This is a genomic window from Enterobacter cloacae complex sp. 302F9 (assembly GCF_050030335.1).
In the GTDB taxonomy this organism is placed as follows: domain Bacteria; phylum Pseudomonadota; class Gammaproteobacteria; order Enterobacterales; family Enterobacteriaceae; genus Enterobacter; species Enterobacter hormaechei_C.
Genome location: NZ_JBLGUC010000001.1, coordinates 938,857 through 960,671 on the forward strand (window position 1 = coordinate 938,857; position 21,815 = coordinate 960,671).

20 protein-coding genes are annotated in these 21,815 nt (G+C 56.6%); 16 read left to right on the plus strand and 4 right to left on the minus strand.

All coding sequences use genetic code 11. From position 1 onward, the window contains the following. Nucleotides 1-2: 2 nt before the first annotated feature. The 4 genes from ACQG0T_RS04435 to ACQG0T_RS04450 are packed head-to-tail and all read left to right on the plus strand — an operon-like array spanning nucleotide 3 to nucleotide 4,966. On the plus strand, nucleotides 3-1,517 hold the full coding sequence (locus tag ACQG0T_RS04435; RefSeq protein WP_072204272.1) for an ABC transporter substrate-binding protein: 1,515 nt from the start codon (nucleotides 3-5) through the stop codon (nucleotides 1,515-1,517). Between the two features lie 18 nt (nucleotides 1,518-1,535). Continuing rightward, a complete protein-coding gene (locus ACQG0T_RS04440; RefSeq protein WP_015571382.1) occupies nucleotides 1,536-2,477 on the plus strand; it encodes an ABC transporter permease in 942 nt (313 codons plus the stop codon). A gap of 2 nt (nucleotides 2,478-2,479) precedes the next feature. Then, nucleotides 2,480-3,355 carry an ABC transporter permease gene (locus ACQG0T_RS04445; protein ID WP_015571381.1) on the plus strand — a complete coding sequence of 292 codons (876 nt, stop codon included), beginning with the start codon at nucleotides 2,480-2,482 and terminating at the stop codon, nucleotides 3,353-3,355. 9 nt (nucleotides 3,356-3,364) lie between these two features. Beyond that, nucleotides 3,365-4,966, plus strand: coding sequence for a gamma-glutamyltransferase family protein (locus ACQG0T_RS04450; protein ID WP_271040810.1), 1,602 nt, complete (start codon nucleotides 3,365-3,367; stop codon nucleotides 4,964-4,966). A gap of 85 nt (nucleotides 4,967-5,051) precedes the next feature. Here the strand turns inward: ACQG0T_RS04450 and ACQG0T_RS04455 are convergent, their stop codons facing one another. Both ACQG0T_RS04455 and fadE read right to left on the minus strand, forming a co-directional pair. Further along, on the minus strand, nucleotides 5,052-5,822 hold the full coding sequence (locus ACQG0T_RS04455) for an amidohydrolase (RefSeq protein ID WP_271040572.1): 771 nt from the start codon (nucleotides 5,820-5,822) through the stop codon (nucleotides 5,052-5,054). A gap of 107 nt (nucleotides 5,823-5,929) precedes the next feature. Next, nucleotides 5,930-8,374, minus strand: coding sequence for an acyl-CoA dehydrogenase FadE (gene fadE / locus ACQG0T_RS04460; protein ID WP_015571378.1), 2,445 nt, complete (start codon nucleotides 8,372-8,374; stop codon nucleotides 5,930-5,932). Nucleotides 8,375-8,613: 239 nt separating this feature from the next. Here fadE and lpcA point away from each other — a divergent pair, with 239 nt between their 5' ends. Together lpcA and ACQG0T_RS04470 are read left to right on the plus strand one after the other, a co-directional pair. After that, nucleotides 8,614-9,192, plus strand: coding sequence for a D-sedoheptulose 7-phosphate isomerase (lpcA, locus tag ACQG0T_RS04465; RefSeq protein WP_003863232.1), 579 nt, complete (start codon nucleotides 8,614-8,616; stop codon nucleotides 9,190-9,192). Between the two features lie 48 nt (nucleotides 9,193-9,240). Next, complete coding sequence (locus tag ACQG0T_RS04470; RefSeq protein WP_017383120.1) at nucleotides 9,241-10,008, plus strand: class II glutamine amidotransferase; 768 nt, start codon at nucleotides 9,241-9,243, stop codon at nucleotides 10,006-10,008. On the opposite strand, the gene dpaA is transcribed toward ACQG0T_RS04470, so the two are convergent. Continuing rightward, a complete protein-coding gene (gene dpaA, locus ACQG0T_RS04475) occupies nucleotides 9,979-10,719 on the minus strand; it encodes a peptidoglycan meso-diaminopimelic acid protein amidase (RefSeq protein WP_006810008.1) in 741 nt (246 codons plus the stop codon). The genes ACQG0T_RS04470 and dpaA overlap by 30 nt on opposite strands. Nucleotides 10,720-11,019: 300 nt before the next feature. On the opposite strand from dpaA, the gene ACQG0T_RS04480 reads away from it, so the two are divergent. The 8 genes from ACQG0T_RS04480 to dinB all read left to right on the plus strand — a co-directional run bounded on the left by ACQG0T_RS04480 (nucleotide 11,020) and on the right by dinB (nucleotide 18,225). Continuing rightward, complete coding sequence (locus ACQG0T_RS04480) at nucleotides 11,020-12,363, plus strand: Na(+)-translocating NADH-quinone reductase subunit A (protein ID WP_017694469.1); 1,344 nt, start codon at nucleotides 11,020-11,022, stop codon at nucleotides 12,361-12,363. A 2-nt stretch (nucleotides 12,364-12,365) separates the two neighbouring features. Next, nucleotides 12,366-13,601: an NADH:ubiquinone reductase (Na(+)-transporting) subunit B gene (locus ACQG0T_RS04485; RefSeq protein ID WP_015571375.1), complete on the plus strand. Its 1,236-nt coding sequence runs from the start codon at nucleotides 12,366-12,368 to the stop codon at nucleotides 13,599-13,601. After that, nucleotides 13,594-14,388, plus strand: a complete 795-nt coding sequence (locus tag ACQG0T_RS04490; RefSeq protein ID WP_017383124.1) for a Na(+)-translocating NADH-quinone reductase subunit C — start codon at nucleotides 13,594-13,596, stop codon at nucleotides 14,386-14,388. Before ACQG0T_RS04485 ends, ACQG0T_RS04490 begins: the two co-directional genes overlap by 8 nt. Then, nucleotides 14,381-15,019, plus strand: a complete 639-nt coding sequence (locus ACQG0T_RS04495; RefSeq protein WP_003863219.1) for an NADH:ubiquinone reductase (Na(+)-transporting) subunit D — start codon at nucleotides 14,381-14,383, stop codon at nucleotides 15,017-15,019. Before ACQG0T_RS04490 ends, ACQG0T_RS04495 begins: the two co-directional genes overlap by 8 nt. A gap of 6 nt (nucleotides 15,020-15,025) precedes the next feature. Next, entirely contained in the window at nucleotides 15,026-15,622 is a 597-nt protein-coding gene (gene nqrE, locus ACQG0T_RS04500; RefSeq protein ID WP_003863217.1) for an NADH:ubiquinone reductase (Na(+)-transporting) subunit E, read from the plus strand. A gap of 10 nt (nucleotides 15,623-15,632) precedes the next feature. Further along, nucleotides 15,633-16,856, plus strand: coding sequence for an NADH:ubiquinone reductase (Na(+)-transporting) subunit F (gene nqrF, locus ACQG0T_RS04505; RefSeq protein WP_015571374.1), 1,224 nt, complete (start codon nucleotides 15,633-15,635; stop codon nucleotides 16,854-16,856). A 2-nt stretch (nucleotides 16,857-16,858) separates the two neighbouring features. Next, nucleotides 16,859-17,059, plus strand: coding sequence for a (Na+)-NQR maturation NqrM (nqrM, locus tag ACQG0T_RS04510; protein WP_003863212.1), 201 nt, complete (start codon nucleotides 16,859-16,861; stop codon nucleotides 17,057-17,059). Between the two features lie 107 nt (nucleotides 17,060-17,166). Further along, the gene (gene dinB / locus ACQG0T_RS04515) at nucleotides 17,167-18,225 is read left to right on the plus strand and encodes a DNA polymerase IV (RefSeq protein ID WP_023303124.1); all 1,059 of its coding nucleotides are present in this window, start codon (nucleotides 17,167-17,169) and stop codon (nucleotides 18,223-18,225) included. Between the two features lie 55 nt (nucleotides 18,226-18,280). Here dinB and pepD read toward each other — a convergent pair whose 3' ends face one another. After that, nucleotides 18,281-19,738 (minus strand): cytosol nonspecific dipeptidase, encoded by a 1,458-nt coding sequence (gene pepD, locus ACQG0T_RS04520; RefSeq protein ID WP_032652656.1) that lies wholly within the window; start codon nucleotides 19,736-19,738, stop codon nucleotides 18,281-18,283. A gap of 258 nt (nucleotides 19,739-19,996) precedes the next feature. Between pepD and gpt the strand changes: the two genes are divergently transcribed. Then, entirely contained in the window at nucleotides 19,997-20,455 is a 459-nt protein-coding gene (gene gpt, locus ACQG0T_RS04525) for a xanthine phosphoribosyltransferase (protein ID WP_003863205.1), read from the plus strand. Nucleotides 20,456-20,559: 104 nt separating this feature from the next. Then, nucleotides 20,560-21,804, plus strand: a complete 1,245-nt coding sequence (frsA, locus tag ACQG0T_RS04530) for an esterase FrsA (protein ID WP_017694464.1) — start codon at nucleotides 20,560-20,562, stop codon at nucleotides 21,802-21,804. Nucleotides 21,805-21,815 lie beyond the last annotated feature (11 nt).

The following is a 21,815-nucleotide window of genomic DNA, read 5'->3' on the forward strand; positions in this document are numbered from 1 at the left end:
TAATGACAATGCGTAATTCTCTTTTGACCGTACTGGGAAGTGTTATGTTGCTTGGCGCGGCGCTGCCCGCCCATTCTGAAAGCGTGCTGCGGATCGGCCTGGGGGCCGACCCGGATATGCTCGACCCGCATCTGGCGCGCACCTACTATGGCCGTTTCGTGTTTGCCTCCCTGTGCGACAGGCTGGTGGACGTCGACGAGCACCTGAAAGTGGTGCCGGGTCTGGCAAAATCCTGGGCCTGGAGCGAAGATGGCAAAACGCTGACTATGGATCTACGCGAAGGTGTGACCTTCCACGACGGTGAAAAATTTGATGCCGCTGCGGCAAAATACAACCTCGACCGCGCCCTGACCCTCAAAGGCTCCCTGCGTAAAAGCGAGATCTCATCCGTTGAATCGGTCGAGGTCACCGGCCCGATGCAGATTGCGCTGCACCTGAAAACACCGGATGCCGCGCTGCTAATGCAGCTCACCGACCGCGCGGGCGCGATGATGGCACCCGATGCGGCGAAAAAGCCTGACTTTGCCGCCCATCCCGTCTGCTCCGGTCCATACAAATTCGACAGCCGCGTGTCGCAGGACCGCATCGTTCTGACCCGCTTCGACAACTACTGGAACAAAGACGCCTATCACTTCGACAAAATCATCTATCTGCCGATCCCGGATGCCTCCGTGCGTCTCGCGAACCTGCGCGCGGGCGATCTCGACCTGACCGAAGGCATTGCCGCCAGCGACGTCAAAACCGTCGAAGCCGACAGCAAGCTGGCGCTGGCGAAGGTCACCGGTCTGGGCTATCAGGGGATCACCTTCAATATTAACAACGGCAAGGTGCCGGCCAACGATCCGTTCAAAGATGCCCGCGTGCGCGAGGCATTTTCTCAGGCAATCGATCGCGATGCCTTAAACCAGGTGGTCTTTGAAGGGCTCTACACCCCGGCAAATCAGGCGTTTTCACCGGTCAGCCCGTACCACGTTAACCTGCCGGTCCCGCCGCGCGACGTCGATAAAGCCAAAGCGCTGCTGAAAGCCGCCGGTGTAACCACGCCGCTGAGCGTCAATCTGCTGGTGCCGAACAACCCAACCTCGCAGCAGGTGGGACAGGTATTGCAGGCGATGGTGGCAGAGGCGGGCTTTAACCTGAACCTGCAAATGACCGAGTTCGCCACGCTGCTGGATCGCCAGCAGAGCGGTGACTACCAGTTGAGCTTCTCCGGCTGGTCGGGGCGCCCGGATCCGGATGGCAGCATTTACGGCTTTATCAACAGTAAAGGCACCCTGAACGACGGCCGATACAGCAACGCGCAAATCGATGAATGGCTGACTCAGGCGCGTCAGAGCACCGACCAGGCCGCACGCCAGCCGCTGTACGACAAGGTGGTGAAGCAGCTCCAGACCGACATGCCGATTGCCTACCTCTACTTCGAGCCGCGCATTTTTGGCCTGAACAAAAGCGTGCAGGGCTTTAAGCCGTACCCGGACGGCATCGTGCGTCTGGCCGGTTTGACGCTGGCAAAATAAACGTCCTGAGGAGAACCCATGCTGGAACTGATTTGCAAACGTCTGCTGCTGGCCGTCCCGACGCTATTGCTGGTGAGCATGATGGTGTTCGGGCTGCAAAAGCTGCTGCCCGGCGACCCGCTGATCGCCATGGCCGGGGAGGAGCGCGATCCGGCGGTCATTGCCCAACTGCGTGCTGAGCTTAATCTGGATGCGCCGATCCCCGTGCAGTATTTCCATTGGCTGACGCGCGCGCTGCAGGGCGATCTGGGCGTCTCCTTGCGCACGCATGAACCGGTCACGCAGCTGATTGCCAGCAAGCTGCCGGTCACGCTGGAGCTCTCTCTGCTGGCGATGATCATCGCGCTGGTGTTTGGCATCAGCATGGGGATCCTTGCGGCGGTGAATAAAAACAGCTGGGTCGATCACGGGGCGAACTTTGTGGCGATCTCGGGGATATCAATTCCGCACTTCTGGCTGGGGATCCTGCTGATTCTGGTCTTTTCGGTGAACTTGCAATGGTTACCTGCGTCCGGTTATGTGCCATTCAGTGAAGATCCGATCCAGAACCTGCGCACGCTGCTGCTGCCCGCGTCCGTGCTCGGAACCGGACTGGCGGCGACGCTGATGCGCCATACCCGAGCGTCGATGATTGCGGTGCTGAAAGCGGATTACATCCGCACCGCGCGCGCTAAGGGGCTGCTGCCGAAAGCAGTGATCCTGAAGCACGCCTTTCGCAACGCGCTGGTGCCTGTAATCACCCTCACCACGCTTCTGTTCGGCGAGCTACTGGGCGGCGCGGTGCTGACCGAGCAGGTCTTCACCATTCCGGGCTTTGGCAAAATGATCGTCGACTCGGTGTTCAATCGTGACTATGCGGTGGTGCAGGGCGTGGTGCTGATCGTGGCGATCGGCTTCCTGATGCTCAATCTGCTGGCCGACGTGCTCTACGTCCTTATCAACCCGAAAATGCGAGGTTAACCATGGCGGAACTGACGACGCAAACCGTTGCCCCCACGCTGCCGCGCGCGCAGAACCGGGTGCTGAAGAAATTTCTCGGCAATAAAAGCGCGGTGATTGGCGCGCTTGTGGTGGGCTTTTTTGTCCTGGTGGCGCTGCTGGCGCCGTGGATCGCCCCCTTCGACCCGGTCAAAGCCAACTTCCTGGCGGTGCGCAAAGCGCCGTCGGCGATGTACTGGTTCGGCACCGACGAGCTGGGGCGTGACATCTTATCCCGCATTATTTGGGGAGCGCGCACCTCGCTGATGGCGGGCTGTATGTCGGTCATTATTGCCGTGGTCATCGGCGTGCCGCTGGGGCTGGTGGCGGGCTACTTCCAGAAGATGTGGGACGGCGTGATCTCGCGCTTTATTGAGGCCTTGCTGGCCTGTCCGTTCCTGATCATGGCGATCGCGCTGGGGGCATTTTTGGGCCCAAGCCTGACGAATGCGATGATCGCCATTGGTCTCTCGGCAATGCCGATTTTCGCCCGGCTGACGCGCGGCCAGGTGATCGCCATTCGCAACGAAGAGTATATCGACGGCGCGCGGGCGATTGGCCTGCCGGATCGCTGGATCATCATTAAATACGTCCTGCCAAACGTGATGTCGCCGATCCTCGTGCAGGCCACGCTGGCGATCGCCTCGGCGATTATCGCCGAAGCCAGCCTGTCGTTTTTGGGGCTGGGACAGCAGCCGCCAAATCCGTCCTGGGGCTCCATGCTCAACACCGCGAAAGGGTTTCTGGAGCAGGCTCCGTGGATGTCCGTTTTCCCCGGCGTGGCGATTTTCCTTGCCGTGCAGGGCTTTAATCTACTCGGCGACGGGCTGCGCGATGCGCTCGATCCGCGCCACGACTAAGGAGTCATGATGACCAAAGCGCTTGATTTTACGTCCGGTTACGATTCACGCCGCCCGCCGATGCTGGGCCATAACGCGGTTGCCACGTCGCAGCCGCTGGCGGCGCAGGCGGGGATGAAGATGCTGCAACTGGGCGGCAATGCCGTCGATGCAGCCATTGCCACCGCGATGGCGCTGACGGTGGTTGAGCCGACCGGCAACGGGATCGGCAGCGACGCCTTTGCCATCGTCTGGGACGGTGAAAAGCTTCACGGCCTCAACGCATCAGGCCGCTCGCCGGCCAGCTGGCATGCGGATCTGTTTGCCGGAAAAAGCGCAGTGCCGGAAATTGGCTGGGACGCGGTGACCGTGCCGGGAGCGGTATCCGGCTGGGTCGCGCTGGCGGAGCGCTTCGGCACGCTGCCGCTGACCACGCTGGCGCAGCCTGCCATTGACTACGCGCGCAACGGCTTTCCCGTCTCGCCGCTGATTGGTCATCTCTGGCAGCGAGGCTATAGCAAGCTGAAAGATCAGCCGGGCTTCAGCGCCTGCTTCGCGCCGGAAGGCCGCGCCCCGCGCGTGGGGGAAATCTTCCGTAACCCCGCGCAGGCGAACTCGCTGGAGCTGATTGCGAAAACCAACGGCGACGCGTTTTACCGCGGCGAGCTGGCGCAGAAAATTGCCGCCTTTGCCAAAGAACACGGTGCGCATCTGACGGCAGAGGATCTGGCAAACCACCGCGTGGACTGGGTTGACCTGCTGTCGCGCGACTTCGCGGGCGGCTCGGTTCAGGAATTGCCGCCAAACGGTCAGGGGATCGCCACGCTGATTGCGCTCGGCATTCTTGAGCAGTGCGGCATTGAGAAGCACCACCCGGACTCCGTGCAGTCTCTGCACCTGTCCATCGAGGCGATGAAGCTGGCGCTGGCGGATCTCGATCGCTACGTGGCGGACGAAGAACACATGGCCTTCGCGGCGAAAGAACTGCTGAGCGACCATTACCTGAAGTCGCGCGCGGCGCTTATTAACCACGATAGCGCCTCTGATTTTGTGTACGGATCGCCGACGCAGAGCGGGACGGTTTACGTCAGCACCGGGGATGCGAGTGGGATGATGGTCTCGTTTATTCAGTCCAACTATATGGGATTCGGTTCAGGGATCGTGGTGCCGGATACCGGGATCAGCCTGCAAAACCGGGGCTGCGGCTTTGTGCTGGATCCTGCGCACCCGAACGCGCTGGCGGGCAGTAAGCGCCCGTTCCACACCATCATTCCGGGATTTGCGATGGACGGCAACGGCAAGCCGCTGATGTCCTTCGGCGTGATGGGCGGCCCGATGCAGGCGCAGGGGCACATGCAGATGGCGCTGCGCATTATGCTGCACGGGCAAAACCCGCAGACGGCAATCGATGCACCGCGCTGGCGCGTGGTGCAGGGCAGGGAGGTGATCGTCGAATCAACGTTCGATCGCAATACTATCGCGGCGCTGCGCGAGCGCGGGCATCAGATCGTGGTGGAAGATCCGCTTCAGGATTATAACTTCGGCGGTGCGCAGGTGATTTACCGTATGCCGGAAGGGCACTACGTGGCCGCGACGGAAAGCCGCAAAGACGGACAGGCGCTGGTGAGTTAATTAACGCCCGGTGGCGCTGCGCTTACCGGGCCTACGCTGTGCTTTTTGTAGGCCGGGTAAGGCGCAGCCGTCACCCGGCTTTTTTTCAACCAATGCTAAACGGATCTGCATCCTGCCAGGCCGGAAACTTCTCCCGATACTCCTTTAACGCCGTTAACGAGATCTCAGCGTCAATTCGTGTTGCCTGATGCGGCTCGGCGGTGGCAATAATCTCACCCTGCGGACTTATCACCCGGCTGTCACCGCGATAGTGATGCCCGTTGCCGTCCGTTCCCACGCGGTTACAGCCAACGACATAAGCCTGATTTTCAATCGCGCGCGCGGTCAGTAAAGCCTGCCAGTGCAGGGAGCGTGGGGCGGGCCAGTTGGCGACGTACAACGCCAGGTCATAATCGTTGCGGTTGCGCGACCACACCGGGAAGCGCAGGTCATAGCAGACCAGCGGCAGAATACGCCAGCCGCGCCATTCAAATACCACGCGTTCGCTTCCGGCTTCATAATGTTGATGTTCATCCGCCATGCGGAACAGGTGGCGCTTATCGTAGAAATGGACTTTTCCTTCCGGCTCAACCAGCAGGAAGCGGTTGACCGGTCCGCGCCCGGTCTGGAGTGCGACGCTACCGGCAATCAGCGCATTTGTTTCCTGCGCCTTGGCGTGCATCCAGGCCACCACCTCGTCCTGCGGCATGGACTGTTTTGCTGCCTCCATCGCGAAACCTGTGGTAAACATCTCCGGCAGGACAATCACATCGCGTCCGGTAATCTCTTCCAGCTGGCGATCAAAATGGCGAAGGTTGGCGGGGCCGTCCATCCACACTAAAGGTTGCTGCAAAACAGAAATCTTTAAACCAGGCACGATACAGGCTCCTTAATAAACACTTTTTGACACTGTAGCACGTCATTACCAGAAAATGTGGCAATAAAAAACCCCGCGCGGGGCGGGGTTTGTGGGAGCAAAAGGCCTTATGCCGCTTCAGGTTTGCGGTGCTTCTCTGGCAGCTTTACCGGCTGTGTCGCCAGCTCTTCAGGTTCGAAATCATCCACATTAATACTGCGCAGACGGCTCTCTTCGGCTTTCACCAGAATCGCAGCTTCGCTGTTGTCGATGATGCCACCCGCCAGCGCCTGTTTTGCCAGCTCATCCAGTCGTGTAAACGGCAGGTTTTTGCCCAGCTGTTTGCAGATCTTCTGGTGAATCGGGTCGGCGGCCATCACGTCAAGCAGCGCCTCTTCCAGCAAACCTACCGGGTTATGCGGGGTAGGTGCCAGATATTGACCCCGACCAATACGAGAGCGGGTTGCGCTTGGTACCTGGAGGATTTTTGCCACTTTGTGATCCAGCTTGTCGGACGGCGCCAGGTGATGACGACCGGTCGGGAAGATCACCGCGCGCAGGGCACCCGCCACGAAGCGGTTCGGGAAGTTCGCCAGCAGATCGTCAATCGCCTGTTCGGCCTGATACATCGCATCCTGAACGCCCCAGTGCACCAGCGGCAGATCCGCTTCCTGACGGCCTTCATCGTCGTAGCGTTTCAGCACCGCAGAGGCCAGGAAGATCTGGCTCAGCACATCACCCAGACGGGCGGAGATGCGTTCGCGACGCTTCAGGCTACCGCCCAGGACGGCCATTGAGACGTCAGATAGCAGAGCCAGGTTGGCGCTCAGACGGTTCAGATGCTGGTAGTAACGTTTGGTCGCATCGCCGGTTGGCGTCGCGCTGGTCAGCCCGCGCGTCAGGCCCAGCCAGAAGCTGCGCACCTTGTTACTGCCGACGTGACCGATATGTTTGAACAGCAGCTTGTCGAAGGCATCCACATCATTATTCTGCGCGGCAGCCATCTCTTCCAGCACGTACGGATGGCAACGAATCGCACCCTGGCCGAAGATCATCATGCTGCGGGTCAGGATGTTTGCCCCTTCCACGGTGATGGCAATCGGCGCACCCTGATAGCCGCGCGCCAGGAAGTTGCCTTCGCCGAGCATGATACCTTTACCGCCTGCAATATCCATTGCATCAATAATTGACTGCTGTGCGCGGTGGGTACAGTGATACTTCACAATCGCTGACAGCACGGCGGGTTTTTCACCCAGCATAATGCCGTAGGTAATCAGCGAGGCTGCGGCGTCCATCACGTAGGCATTACCCGCAATACGCGCCAGCGGCTCTTCGATACCTTCCATCTTGCCGATGGAGATTTTGAACTGACGGCGGATATGCGCGTAAGCCCCAATCCCCATCGCCACCGATTTCAGACCGCCGGTTGAGTTCGACGGCAGGGTAATGCCGCGGCCCACAGACAGACATTCCACCAGCATACGCCAGCCCTGCCCGGCCATTTTCGGGCCACCGATGATGTAGTCAATCGGGACAAAGATATCCTGACCGCGGGTAGGACCGTTCTGGAACGGTACGTTCAGCGGGAAGTGACGGCGACCAATTTCAACGCCCGGGGTTGAGGTTGGGATCAGCGCACAGGTAATACCCAGCTCTTCTTCACCGCCCAGCAGTTTTTCCGGGTCAGAGAGTTTGAACGCCAGGCCCAGCACCGTGGCGATAGGTGCGAGGGTGATATAACGTTTGTTCCAGGTCAGGCGCATACCCAGCACCTGCTGGCCCTGCCATTCGCCCATGCAAACCACGCCGGTATCAGGGATTGCGCCGGCATCGGAGCCCGCTTCGGGGCTGGTCAGCGCGAAGCACGGAATTTCCTGACCACGCGCCAGACGCGGCAGGTAGTGATCCTTCTGCTCTTCCGTACCGTAATGCTGTAACAGCTCGCCCGGGCCTAAGGAGTTTGGCACGCCAACGGTGATCGCCAGGATCCCGGAGACACCCGCCAGTTTTTGCAGTACGCGAGCCTGAGCGTAAGCGGAGAATTCCAGACCGCCATACTCTTTCTTAATGATCATCGCGAAGAAGCGATGCTCTTTCAGGTATGCCCACAGCTCAGGCGGCAGGTCGGCCATTTCGTGAGTGATGGCAAAGTCGTTTGCCATGCGGCACGCTTCTTCTACCGGACCATCAATAAAGGCTTGTTCTTCGGCGGTCAGACGCGGCTGCGGATAGTTGTGAAGCTTTTTCCAGTCCGGGTTGCCCTGGAACAGATCGCCTTCCCACCAGGTCGTACCGGCGTCAATCGCTTCTTTCTCTGTACGCGACATCGGCGGCATCACTTTACGGAATCCCCTGAACACCGGCGCAGAGATCATCGACTTACGCATCGGCGTCAGGTTGAACGGCAGCAAAATGATGGCCAGGGGAACAAGGACCCAGATATTCCACAGGCCAGCGACGCCAAGTGCAGCCGTCCAGGCCAGAAGAATCAGGCTACTCAGGAATAAACTGACACGGTGATAGAACAACACACCGAGCAGCACAACGGTTGCGAAAATGCTCAAAATCATCATAAAGAAAAGCTCCCTTGCTTGTAGGAGGTCTGACCACTTGTGATGATATGGTTGTAGTTGATGTCATTTCCTTTAGCAATGTGTTTACAAAATAATTACAACCTGGTTCACATTGTTCGCGTTTTAGCCGGCACAAAAAATCAAAACGCCGGACGATTCGCATGGCTTTAGCTTCTCGCTTTTACTGCTATCCGGTACACTCCACTGTGTTATTTCATCAATACTGAAGGATTATCCTCATGTACCAGGATCTTATTCGTAACGAACTGAACGAAGCGGCGGAAACGCTGGCGAATTTTCTGAAAGATGATGCCAATATTCACGCTATTCAGCGCGCGGCGGTCCTGCTTGCCGACAGCTTCAAAGCCGGCGGTAAAGTGCTCTCCTGCGGTAACGGCGGTTCCCACTGTGACGCCATGCACTTCGCCGAAGAGCTGACCGGACGCTATCGCGAAAACCGTCCGGGCTACCCGGCGATTGCGATTTCCGACGTGAGCCACATCTCCTGCGTAGGCAACGACTTCGGTTACGACCATATCTTTTCCCGCTACGTTGAAGCCGTAGGCCGTGAAGGCGACGTGCTGCTGGGTATCTCCACGTCCGGTAACTCTGCTAACGTGATCAAAGCGATCGCCGCCGCGCGTGAGAAGGGCATGAAAGTGATCACCCTTACCGGGAAAGATGGCGGTAAGATGGACGGTACAGCGGACATTGAAATCCGTGTACCACACTTCGGTTATGCGGATCGCGTTCAGGAAATTCACATCAAAGTGATCCACATCCTGATCCAACTGATCGAAAAAGAGATGGTTAAGTAAGACTTCGCTGGGGGGCGCCGGTGCCCCCCGCTGTTGTGGAGGTGATCTATGTGCGAACTGCTCGGGATGAGCGCCAATGTGCCAACCGATATCTGCTTTAGTTTTACCGGGCTGGTTCAGCGCGGTGGAGGAACCGGGCCGCATAAAGACGGCTGGGGTATTACCTTCTACGAAGGCAAAGGATGTCGCACGTTTAAAGATCCACAACCCAGCTTTAACTCACCCATTGCCAGACTGGTGCAGGACTATCCTATTAAATCCTGTTCGGTGATCGCCCATATCCGCCAGGCCAATCGCGGCGAAGTGGCGCTGGAAAATACCCATCCGTTTACCCGTGAACTGTGGGGCCGTAACTGGACCTATGCGCACAACGGGCAGCTTTCGGGCTATAAGTCGCTGGAAACCGGCAATTTCCGTCCTGTCGGTGAAACGGACAGCGAAAAAGCATTTTGCTGGCTGCTGCACAAGCTGACCGAGCGCTACCCCCGTACGCCCGGCAACATGACCGCCGTTTTTAAGTACATAGCGTCACTGGCGTCTGAGTTACGCGAGAAGGGCGTCTTTAATATGCTGCTGTCTGACGGGCGCTACGTGATGGCGTTCTGCTCGACGAATCTGTTCTGGATCACCCGACGTGCGCCGTTTGGCGTCGCCACGCTGCTCGATCAGGATGTGGAAATTGATTTTCAGAAGGAGACCACACCGAACGATGTGGTCACTGTCATTGCAACGCAGCCGCTGACCGGCAACGAAACCTGGCAAAAGATCATGCCAGGCGAGTGGGCGCTATTTTGTCTCGGGGACCGCGTAATTTGACGCCAGCTGCGGCTGAACCACTTCATGGCTGAGCGGTTTACTCACCACGTAACGGCCATTGACGATGGACACCACCGGCGGCTTATGGGTCTGCTCGAAGTAGTCATAGCCCGGTTTTAGCTGTTTCCAGAAATCTGTGTAAACAGAGTACTTATGGCGCGCCATGTTCGCATCCGTCATACGGAACGGATAGATGCTGACCTGAACATTCGGCTGGCCGAAGACCAGTGCGCCCGTGACAAACTGGAAGATTTCATCAATGCCGGAATCCGTCATCGCATAACAACCGACTGACACGCAGGCACCGTGAATCATCAGGTATTTCCCTTCGTAACCGTGCGCACGGTCGAAGGCATTGGGGAAACCGATGTTAATCGCTTTATAGAAGCGGCTGTCCGGTTTTAGCTGGTTACGCTGAACGTTGTAAAACCCTTCCGGACTTTTGAAGTCACCCTGGCGCTGTTTCGGCCCCAGCCCGCCAGAATAGTTACAGATTTTGTAGCTATCGAGCAGCTGATACGTCTCGCCCATTTTGACAAACAGATCGAGTGTGCGCTCTTCCTTGAAGATTTGAATATAAACCGGGGATCCCATCAACTGCTGTTTATACTCTTTGCTGACCGGCGTCGTTGAACTATTACTGCCAAGCAGCCCGGCAAACGACATGCACGGTATCAGAAGCATCGCAATGAACAATGCGATTTTACGCATACTACTGGTTCCTTGATAAAACAATGACCAACTTGCCAGAACGGCAAAAGACACCCGAAATCAGACTAATCTGGACAGGAGCGCTCACATTAGCACCGATGGAGATTTTCGCAAGAGCCAACCTTTGCGTTTACAAATTAGTTTTACTTTATAACCCATTCATAATGTCCTGACTCCAGGAACTTTGCGCAATAGCTCGCATTTCGGCGCGCCAGTCGGCGGATTTGCTGCCCCTGGCAGGGCCGAAAATGATACACTCCGGCCTCTCTGGATTGTTGTTCATGGATACCTGCTAACCACATGTTTAGAATTAGAAAAGGACTCGATCTGCCAATCTCTGGCGTGCCTGAACAGCACGTCACCACCGGCGCCAGTATTCATCATGTCGCTATTGTAGGTGATGATTACGTGGGCATGCGTCCCGCGATGCTGGTACAGGAAGGCGATCGCGTCATAAAAGGCCAGGCGCTCTTCGAGGATAAAAAAAATCCTGGCGTTATGTTTACCGCCCCAGCCAGCGGCACCGTTGTCGCCATCCATCGTGGTGAGCGTCGCGTTCTGCAATCGGTAGTTATTCAAATTGAAGGCGATGAGAAACGCGAATTTGCGCGTTTTGACGCCGCCGATCTCGCTACCCTCAGCCACGACGCGGTGCAGACGCAACTGCTGGAGTCAGGACTGTGGACGGCGCTTCGCACGCGCCCCTATAGCAAAACGCCCGTGCCAGGCACTGTGCCAGCCGCTATCTTCGTTACGGCCATCGACACCAACCCGCTCAGCGCAGATCCGCAGCCTCTTATCCTGGCGGAACGCAAAGCTTTCGATGCCGGCCTCACCGTGTTAACGCGCCTGACGCCGGGCAAAGTGCATGTCTGCCAGGCCAGCGGCGGTAAGCTGGGCGGCCATCCGCAAGGGCAGGTGGCCTTTAATGAATTTGCCGGTCCGCATCCGGCCGGGCTGGTGGGAACACATATTCATTTCCTGGAGCCGGTAAGCCTGACGAAACAGGTCTGGCATCTTAATTATCAGGACGTGATCGCTATCGGTAAGCTGTTCACCACGGGTGAGCTGTGCGCAGAACGCATTATTGCCATCGGCGGCCCTCAGGCAACCCAACCGCGTCTGGTTCGCACGCTGCTTGGGGCAGACCTGACGGCGCTGTTGACTGGCGAAACGAAAGAGGGTGAAAACCGTATTATTTCCGGTTCGGTGCTGAGCGGCAGGCACGCGACAGGCCCGATGGCCTGGCTGGGTCGTTTCCATCTTCAGGTGAGCGTTGTGCTTGAAGGACGCGAGAAAGAGCTGTTCGGCTGGGTGCTGCCTGGTGCAGAAAAATACTCGGTAACGCGCACCACGCTCGGCCACTTCCTGCGTCGTAAGCTGTTTAACTTCTCCACCAGCACCAACGGCGGTGAGCGCGCCATGGTTCCGATTGGCAACTACGAACGCGTGATGCCGCTGGATATTCTGCCCACCGTGCTGCTGCGCGATCTCCTGGCCGGCGATACCGACGGTGCCCAGGCGTTGGGCTGTCTGGAGCTGGACGAAGAAGATCTGGCGCTGTGTACCTACGTGTGTCCAGGTAAATACGAATATGGACCCGTATTGCGCGAGGTGTTAACCCGCATTGAGCAGGAAGGATAACCATGGGCTTAAAACACCTCTTTGAAAAAATTGAGCCGCACTTTACCGAAGGGAAGCTCAAAAAGTACTACCCGCTGTATGAAGCGACAACGACCATTTTCTACACGCCGGGTCTGGTGACGAAAGGCGCGGCGCACGTTCGCGACGCCATCGACCTCAAGCGAATGATGATTCTGGTCTGGTTTGCGGTCTTCCCGGCCATGTTCTGGGGGATGTATAACGTTGGGTTGCAAACTATTCCGGCGCTGCACCATATGTACGATGCAGAGCAGCTGGCGCAGGTGATTCAGTCTGACTGGCACTATCGTCTGGCGCAGTCGCTGGGGGTGAGCTTTGCGGCAGATGCCGGCTGGGTCAGCATGATGACGCTGGGCGCTGTCTTCTTCCTCCCTATCTATATGACTGTCTTTATCGTGGGCGGTTTCTGGGAGGTGCTGTTCGCTATTATTCGCAAACATGAGATCAACGAGGGCTTCTTTGTCACCTCTATTCTGTTTGCGCTGATTGTCCCGCCAACGCTGCCGCTCTGGCAGGCGGCGATGGGGATCAGCTTTGGCGTGGTGATTGCCAAGGAGATCTTCGGTGGGACCGGACGCAACTTCCTCAACCCGGCGCTGGCAGGGCGCGCGTTCCTGTTCTTTGCTTATCCGGCGCAAATCTCGGGAGACCTGGTGTGGACGGCAGCAGACGGATTCTCCGGCGCGACGCCACTTTCACAGTGGGCGGCAGGCGGCGGCGAAACGCTGGTCAACAATGCAACCGGACAGCCTGTCACCTGGTTTGATGCGTTTATCGGCAATATTCCAGGCTCCATCGGTGAAGTGTCTACCCTGATGATTTTGATCGGCGGGGCCATCATCCTCTTTGGCCGCGTGGCGTCCTGGCGCATTGTCGCTGGCGTCATGCTCGGGATGGTACTCACCGCCACGCTTTTCAACTTCATTGGTTCAGACACAAACCCGATGTTCTCCATGCCGTGGTACTGGCACCTCGTGCTGGGAGGCTTTGCGTTTGGCATGATGTTCATGGCCACCGATCCGGTCTCGGCTTCGTTTACCGACAGAGGTAAATGGTGTTACGGCGCGCTCATTGGGGTGATGTGTGTACTGATTCGCGTGGTCAACCCGGCCTATCCGGAAGGGATGATGTTGGCCATTCTGTTTGCCAATCTGTTTGCGCCGCTGTTCGACTACCTGGTCGTGCGCGCCAACATTAAGCGGAGGAAGGCGCGTGGCTGAGATCAAAAATAACGACAGCATCAGCAAAACGCTGCTGGTGGTGCTGGTACTGTGTCTGGTCTGTTCCATCGTGGTAGCCGGTTCTGCCGTAGGGTTAAAGCCGCTACAGCAGGAGCAACGAGCGCTGGATAAACAGCGTAACATCCTGGCCGTGGCCGGGCTGATGCAGGAAGGCATGACGAAGGATGACGTCGCAGCGGTGTTTGCCGAACGTATTACCGCACGGCTGGTGGATTTAAAAACCGGGGAGTTAATGGATAAAGACCCGGCGAAATACAACCAGGCGCTGGCGCTAAAAGATCCGCAGATGAGCACCACGCTTGACGCCTCGCAGGATCCGGCAGGCATTAAGCGCCGCAGTAATGTCGCGGAGATTTACCTCGTCCGTGACGAGCAAAAGCGCATCCAGGAAATCGTGTTGCCCATCTATGGCAACGGTTTATGGTCAATGATGTACGCCTTTGTGGCGTTGGAAACCGATGGTCGTACGGTCAAAGGCATTACTTATTACGATCAGGGCGAAACACCAGGGCTGGGAGGCGAAGTTGAGAACCCTAACTGGCGGGCACAGTTTGTTGGTAAAAAAGTGCTCGACGACAACGGCCAGCCTGCGCTGAAGGTGGTGAAAGGGGGCGCGCGTCCCGGCGATGAATTTGCCGTTGATGGCCTTTCCGGTGCCACGCTCACCTCTAACGGTGTGCAGCACAGCTTTGATTTCTGGATGGGTGAACTGGGCTTTGGTCCCTTCCTGAAGAATGTACGTGAAGGAGCGCTGAATAATGGCTGATACGGGTGAACTGAAAGAAGTTAAAAAGGTGCTGATTGGCCCGCTGTTAGCCAATAACCCGATAACGCTACAGGTGCTGGGGGTGTGCTCGGCGCTGGCGGTGACCACCAAGCTGGAAACGGCGGTGGTCATGACGCTGGCGGTAACGCTGGTGACAGCGTTTTCCAGCATGTTTATCTCAATGATCCGCCACCACATACCCAACAGCGTGAGGATCATCGTGCAGATGGCTATTATCGCCTCGCTGGTGATCGTGGTCGATCAGCTCCTGCGCGCCTTCGCCTATGAAACCTCGAAGCAGCTTTCGGTGTTTGTCGGCCTGATAATCACCAACTGCATCGTGATGGGGCGTGCTGAAGCCTATGCGATGAAAATGCCACCGCTGGCGAGCTTTATGGACGGTATTGGCAACGGCCTGGGTTACGGCGTGATCCTGTTGACGGTTGGTTTCCTGCGCGAACTTATTGGCAGCGGCAAGCTGTTTGGCATTCCGGTGCTGGATACGGTACAGAACGGCGGCTGGTATCTGCCGAACGGCCTGTTCCTGCTGGCCCCAAGCGCATTTTTCATTATCGGTTTGCTGATCTGGCTGATTCGTACGTTGAAGCCTGAACAGCAGGAAAAGGAGTAACCGACAATGGCTCATTACCTGAGTTTATTTGTGCGCGCGGTGTTTGTTGAAAACATGGCGCTCGCTTTCTTCCTGGGCATGTGTACGTTCCTTGCCGTTTCTAAAAAGGTATCGACGGCATTTGGTCTGGGCGTGGCAGTTACCGTTGTGCTGGGGCTTTCCGTTCCGATTAACAACCTGGTATTCAACTTCGTGCTGCGCGATGGCGCGCTGGTGGAGGGGGTTGATCTTAGCTTCCTGAACTTCATCACTTTTATCGGAGTGATTGCGGCGCTTGTTCAGATCCTGGAGATGATCCTCGATAAATACTTCCCGTCGCTGTACAACGCGCTGGGGATCTTCCTGCCGCTGATCGCCGTGAACTGCGCCATCTTCGGTGGCGTCTCGTTTATGGTTCAGCGCGATTACAACTTCAGTGAATCGGTTGTGTATGGCTTCGGTTCCGGTATCGGCTGGATGCTGGCGATTGTCACCATGGCGGGGATCCGTGAAAAAATGAAATATGCCAACGTACCTGCGGGGCTTCGTGGCTTAGGGATCACCTTTATCACCACCGGCCTGATGGCGTTGGGCTTTATGTCCTTCTCCGGTGTGCAGCTATAAGGGCTAACAGATGGAAATTATTCTTGGCGTGGTGATGTTCACGCTGATAGTACTGGTGCTGTCAGGGCTGATCCTGGCGGCGCGTGCGAAGCTGGTCAATTCCGGGGATGTGATCATTGATATCAATGACGATCCGCAGAATCAGATCCGTACCCCGGCAGGGGATAAGCTGCTTAACACGCTCTCCGGCAACGGGATTTTTGTCTCGTCTGCCTGTGGCGGCGGTGGCTCCTGTGGCCAGTGCCGTGTGACGGTCAAAGAGGGCGGCGGTGATATTCTGCCAACGGAACTGTCGCATATCACGAAGCGTGAAGCGAAAGAGGGATGCCGTCTGGCGTGCCAGGTCGCTGTGCGCCAGAACATGAAGATTGAGCTGCCGGAGGAGATCTTCGGCGTGAAAAAATGGGAGTGCGAAGTTATCTCTAACGATAACAAAGCTACGTTCATCAAAGAGCTCAAGCTGCGTGTCCCTGAAGGGGAGAGCGTCCCGTTCCGTGCGGGTGGGTATATCCAGATTGATTGTCCGGCACACACCGTCGCGTATGCTGACTTCGATGTGCCTGAGGAGTACCGGGCAGACTGGGATAAATTTAACCTCTTCCGCTTTGTTTCCGAGGTAAAAGAGCCCGCGCTTCGCGCCTATTCCATGGCTAACTATCCGGAAGAGAAGGGCATTATTATGCTCAACGTGCGTATCGCCACGCCGCCACCGAATGTGCCTGATGCCCCTCCTGGCGTCATGTCGTCGTATATCTGGTCCCTCAAGCCTGGCGACAAAGTGACGATTTCCGGCCCGTTCGGCGAATTCTTTGCCAAAGATACTGACGCGGAGATGGTCTTTATCGGCGGCGGTGCGGGTATGGCGCCGATGCGTTCGCATATTTTTGACCAGCTCAAACGACTTGGCAGCAAGCGTAAGATCAGCTTCTGGTACGGGGCGCGTTCACTGCGCGAAATGTTCTATGACGATGAGTTTGAACAACTGGCGCGTGATAACCCTAACTTTACCTTCCATGTGGCGCTATCCGATCCGCAGCCGGAAGATAACTGGACAGGCTATACGGGCTTCATCCACAACGTGCTGTATGAAAATTACCTCAAACAGCACCCGGCACCGGAAGACTGCGAGTTCTATATGTGTGGTCCACCAATGATGAACGCCGCCGTGATTAAGATGCTAAAAGATCTTGGCGTGGAAGATGAGAACATCATGCTTGATGATTTCGGAGGCTGATTATGCTGACTTTTCTGGCGACCTTTGCGGTGTTTGTGCTGGTGATCTTCGGCATGTCCTTAGGCTGGATCATCAAGCGTAAAAGCATTCAGGGCAGTTGCGGAGGCATCTCTTCCATCGGAATGGAAAAAGTGTGCGATTGTCCGGAACCGTGCGATGCGCGGAAAAAGCGGATGGCTCGCGAGCAGCAACGCATTATTTAGTCTTCCAGGTCGGGTAAGGCAACGCCGCCACCCGACAATTCCTGCGCGCACTTCTCAACCCTCATTTGTTTACTGTATACTTATCCAGTAATAAGTGAGGGCTTACTATGCGCAAAATAATCCATGTCGATATGGACTGCTTTTTTGCCGCAGTGGAGATGCGTGACAACCCGGCGCTGCGGGATATTCCGATCGCCATTGGCGGCAGCCGGGTTCAGCGCGGTGTCATCAGCACCGCCAACTATCCTGCTCGCAAATACGGTGTACGCAGCGCCATGCCGACAGCGATGGCGCTGAAACTGTGCCCGCATCTCACTCTTTTGCCCGGACGTTTTGATGCCTATAAAGAAGCATCGAGCCACATTCGGGAGATCTTCTCCCGCTACACCTCACTGATTGAACCGTTATCGCTGGATGAAGCCTATCTGGATGTCACCCACAGCATGCACTGCCACGGCTCCGCCACCCTCATGGCGCAGGAGATCCGCCAGACTATTTTTAATGAGCTGAACCTGACGGCATCGGCAGGCGTCGCGCCGGTCAAATTTCTCGCCAAAATCGCCTCCGATTTAAATAAGCCCAACGGCCAGTACGTCATCACTCCGGAAGAGGTTCCGGCGTTTTTAAAGACGCTGCCGCTCAGCAAAATCCCCGGCGTGGGCAAAGTCTCCGCCGCGAAGCTGGAAAGTATGGGGCTACGCACCTGCGAAGACGTTCAGCGCAGCGATCTGGCGCTGCTGCTTAAGCGTTTTGGCAAGTTTGGCCGCGTACTGTGGGAACGCAGTCAGGGCATTGATGACCGGGATGTGAACAACGAACGGCTGCGTAAATCGGTCGGCGTTGAACGCACGCTGAGCGAAGATATCCATGACTGGACCGAGTGTGAAACCATTATTACGGAACAGCTTTATCCTGAGCTTGAACGACGCTTACTGAAGGTCAAACCGGATCTGCTTATTGCCCGACAGGGCATCAAACTGAAATTTAACGATTTTCAGCAGACGACGCAGGAGCACGTCTGGCCACGCCTCAACAAAGAGGATCTTATCGCGACGGCGAAAAAGGCGTGGGAAGAACGGCGGGGCGGACGAGGGGTGAGGCTGGTGGGGCTGCACGTCACCTTGCTGGATCCGCAGCTGGAGCGTCAACTGGTGTTGGGACTGTAGATTACGCTAATCGTAGGCCCGGCAAGCGTAGCGCCACCGGGCATCAAACGGCTAATTACTTAACAGGAATTGCTTTCAGCAGCTCAGTCAGCAGCGTCCAGTAGTGACCGACGCTTTCAATGTGAACCTGCTCATCCGGGGAGTGTGGCCCGGTGATGGTTGGCCCGATGGAGACCATGTCCATATCCGGATACGGTTTCTTGAACAGACCACACTCCAGACCCGCATGAATAACCTGAATGTTCGGGGTGCTGTTGAACAGTCGCTGATAAGTTTCACGCACCAGTGCCATGACCGGAGAACTTGCATCCGGCTGCCAGCCCGGGTAGCTGCCTTTTGCAGACGTTTTCGCGCCCGCCAGGGTACCCAGAGATTCCAGCATGCTCACAACGTACTCTTTACCGCTGTCGATCAGGGAACGGATCAGGCAGATGATCTCTGCGCTGTCGTCACCCATGGTCACCACGCCCACGTTCAGGGAGGTTTCCACCACGCCTTTCGCCACGTCAGAGTTGCGAATAACGCCGTTTGGCGTTGCGTTCAGCAGCTGGACGAACGTGTCACGAGACTGTGCGGTCAGCGCGGCTTTATCCGTCGTAACGGACTCCAGCACCACCGTCAGGTTTTTCTCTTTTGCAGACAGTTCGTTTTTCAGGATCTCCAGATACACGCTGGAGAGTTTTTTCAGTTCGTCCGCTTTCGACGCAGGCACCGCCACGGTAGCGAAGGCTTCGCGAGGGATCGCGTTACGCAGAGTACCGCCGTTGAAGTCCACCAGACGCAGATCCAGTTCAGCGGCATGGCCCGCCAGGAAACGCGCCAGCAGTTTGTTGGCGTTGCCCAGGCCCAGGTGAATATCACCGCCGGAGTGACCGCCTTTCAGCCCTTTCAGCGTCAGCTTAAAGGTCTCGAATCCGGCAGGGATCGCTTCGCGGGACAGCGGCAGGGTAGAGATAAAATCGATCCCGCCCGCGCAGCCCATGTAGATCTCACCCTCTTCTTCGGAGTCGGTGTTAATCAGAATGTCCGCTTGCAGCCAGTTTGCCTGGAGACCGAACGCGCCATCCATGCCCGCTTCTTCAGTCATGGTCAGCAGCACTTCCAGCGGACCGTGTTCAACGCTGTCGTCAGCCAGCACGGCCAGCGCGGAAGCCATACCAATGCCGTTATCTGCGCCCAGGGTCGTGCCGCGTGCCTTCACCCACTCGCCGTCGATGTACGGCTGAATCGGGTCTTTTGTGAAGTCGTGAACGGTGTCGTTGTTTTTCTGCGGAACCATATCCAGGTGCGCCTGCAATACCACTGGCTTACGGTTTTCCATACCTGCGGTGGCAGGTTTGCGGATAAGAATATTGCCAACCTGGTCGCGCTCAGCGTGCAGACCTTTTTCCTTCGCCCAACCCATAATATGTTCGGCAAGCTGTTCTTCGTGATAGGAAGGGTGCGGAATGGAGCAGATTTTGGCAAAAATATCCCACAGCGGCTGTGGAGATAATTGAGACAGTTCAGACACGATAGGTCTCCTTGTCGTTGCGCTGCAAAACAATGTTGCAGGTCACAGGGTTAGCAGGTTAATCGTTACCACAAGTCAGGCTTGCGAGATGCAACTGAGAATACCACTTTCTCCCGTGGCTGGTAGCATTAAGCATGTAAAAACTCAGGCTCATGGCGCGTAACACTGGTTTTTAGTGCGTCAGATCTCTATAATCTCGCGCAACCTGGTTCACCCTCATTTTTTTAAGCCGTATATAAACAGGCTGGGACACTTCACATGAGCGAAAAATACGTCGTCACCTGGGACATGTTGCAGATTCACGCACGCAAACTGGCTGCGCGTCTGATGCCTTCCGAACAGTGGAAAGGCATTATTGCCGTCAGCCGTGGCGGTCTGGTACCGGGGGCGCTGCTGGCACGTGAGCTGGGTATTCGTCATGTCGATACCGTATGTATCTCCAGCTACGATCACGACAACCAGCGCGAACTGAAAGTGCTGAAACGCGCGGAAGGCGACGGTGAAGGCTTTATCGTTATCGACGATCTGGTGGACACCGGCGGTACCGCGGTGGCTATCCGCGAAATGTATCCAAAAGCGCACTTCGTCACTATCTTTGCGAAACCAGCGGGTCGCCCACTGGTTGATGATTACGTCATTGATATCCCGCAGGATACCTGGATTGAACAGCCATGGGATATGGGCGTGGTCTTCGTACCGCCTATCTCTGGCCGTTAATTTCAGTACGTAACTTTACACGCCCGGTTATGCCGGGCGTTGTTCTTTTTAGCCTGCCACGCGTTACAATGGTCTTCATATGACGTATCCATGGAGGCAACGCAATGACGCAGGCGAATCTTACCGAAACTCTCTTCAAACCCCGTTTCAAGCACCCTGAAACGTCGACGCTGGTGCGTCGGTTTAATCCGGGGACAATGCCTGCCGTTCAGTCAGCGTTAGACGGTAAGAACGTGCCCCACTGGTATCGAATGATTAACCGCCTGATGTGGATCTGGCGCGGCATCGATCCGCGTGAAATCCTCGACGTGCAGGCGCGTATCGTGATGAGTGAGTCCGAGCGTACCGACGGCGATCTCTACGATACGGTGGTGGGCTACCGTGGTGGAAACTGGATCTACGAATGGTCAAAGCAGGCCATGCTCTGGCAGCAAAAAGCGAGCCAGGAAGAAGACGCCACTCTCAGCGGAAAGCACTGGCTGCATGCGGCAAATCTGTACAGCATCGCTGCATATCCGCATCTTAAAGGCGACGAACTGGCAGAGCAGGCCCAGGCGCTGGCAAACCGGGCTTATGAAGAGGCCGCGCAGCGGTTGCCTGGCCGGATGCGTGAAATTGAGTTCGCCATTCCCGGTGGCAGCCCGGTGACCGGATTCCTGCATATGCCGGAGGGGGAAGGGCCGTTCCCGACGGTTCTGATGTGCGGTGGACTGGACTCGTTACAAATTGACTATTACAGCCTGTATGAGCGCTACTTTGCCCCAAACGGAATCGCCATGCTGACGCTTGATATGCCTTCCATTGGTTTTTCATCCAAATGGAAACTTACGCAAGACTCCAGCCTGCTGCACCAGCATGCTTTAAAAGCGCTGGAGAATATCCCTTGGGTTGACCACACCCGGGTTGGCGCGTTTGGCTTCCGCTTTGGCGCTAACGTCGCGGTACGGCTTGCCTACCTTGAATCTTCACGCCTGAAGGCCGTCGCCTGTCTTGGCCCGGTGGTGCATGCTCTGTTAAGCGATCCTGCGCGTCAGGGTAGCGTTCCTGAGATGTATCTGGACGTGCTGGCGAGCCGACTTGGCATGCATGATGCTTCAGACGAAGCGTTGCGCATTGAACTTAATCGTTATTCATTAAAAACGCAGGGCTTACTCGGCCGCCGCTGCCCAACCCCGATGATGTCCGGTTTCTGGAAGAACGATCCGTTTAGCCCGGAAGAGGAGTCACGCTTAATCACGTCGTCATCTTCTGATGGTAAATTGCTGGAGGTACCCTTCAGCCCGGTGTACCAGAATTTTGACAAAGCGCTGAAAGAGATCACACGCTGGATCACGCAGAGATTGTGTTAATAGTTTGCTAA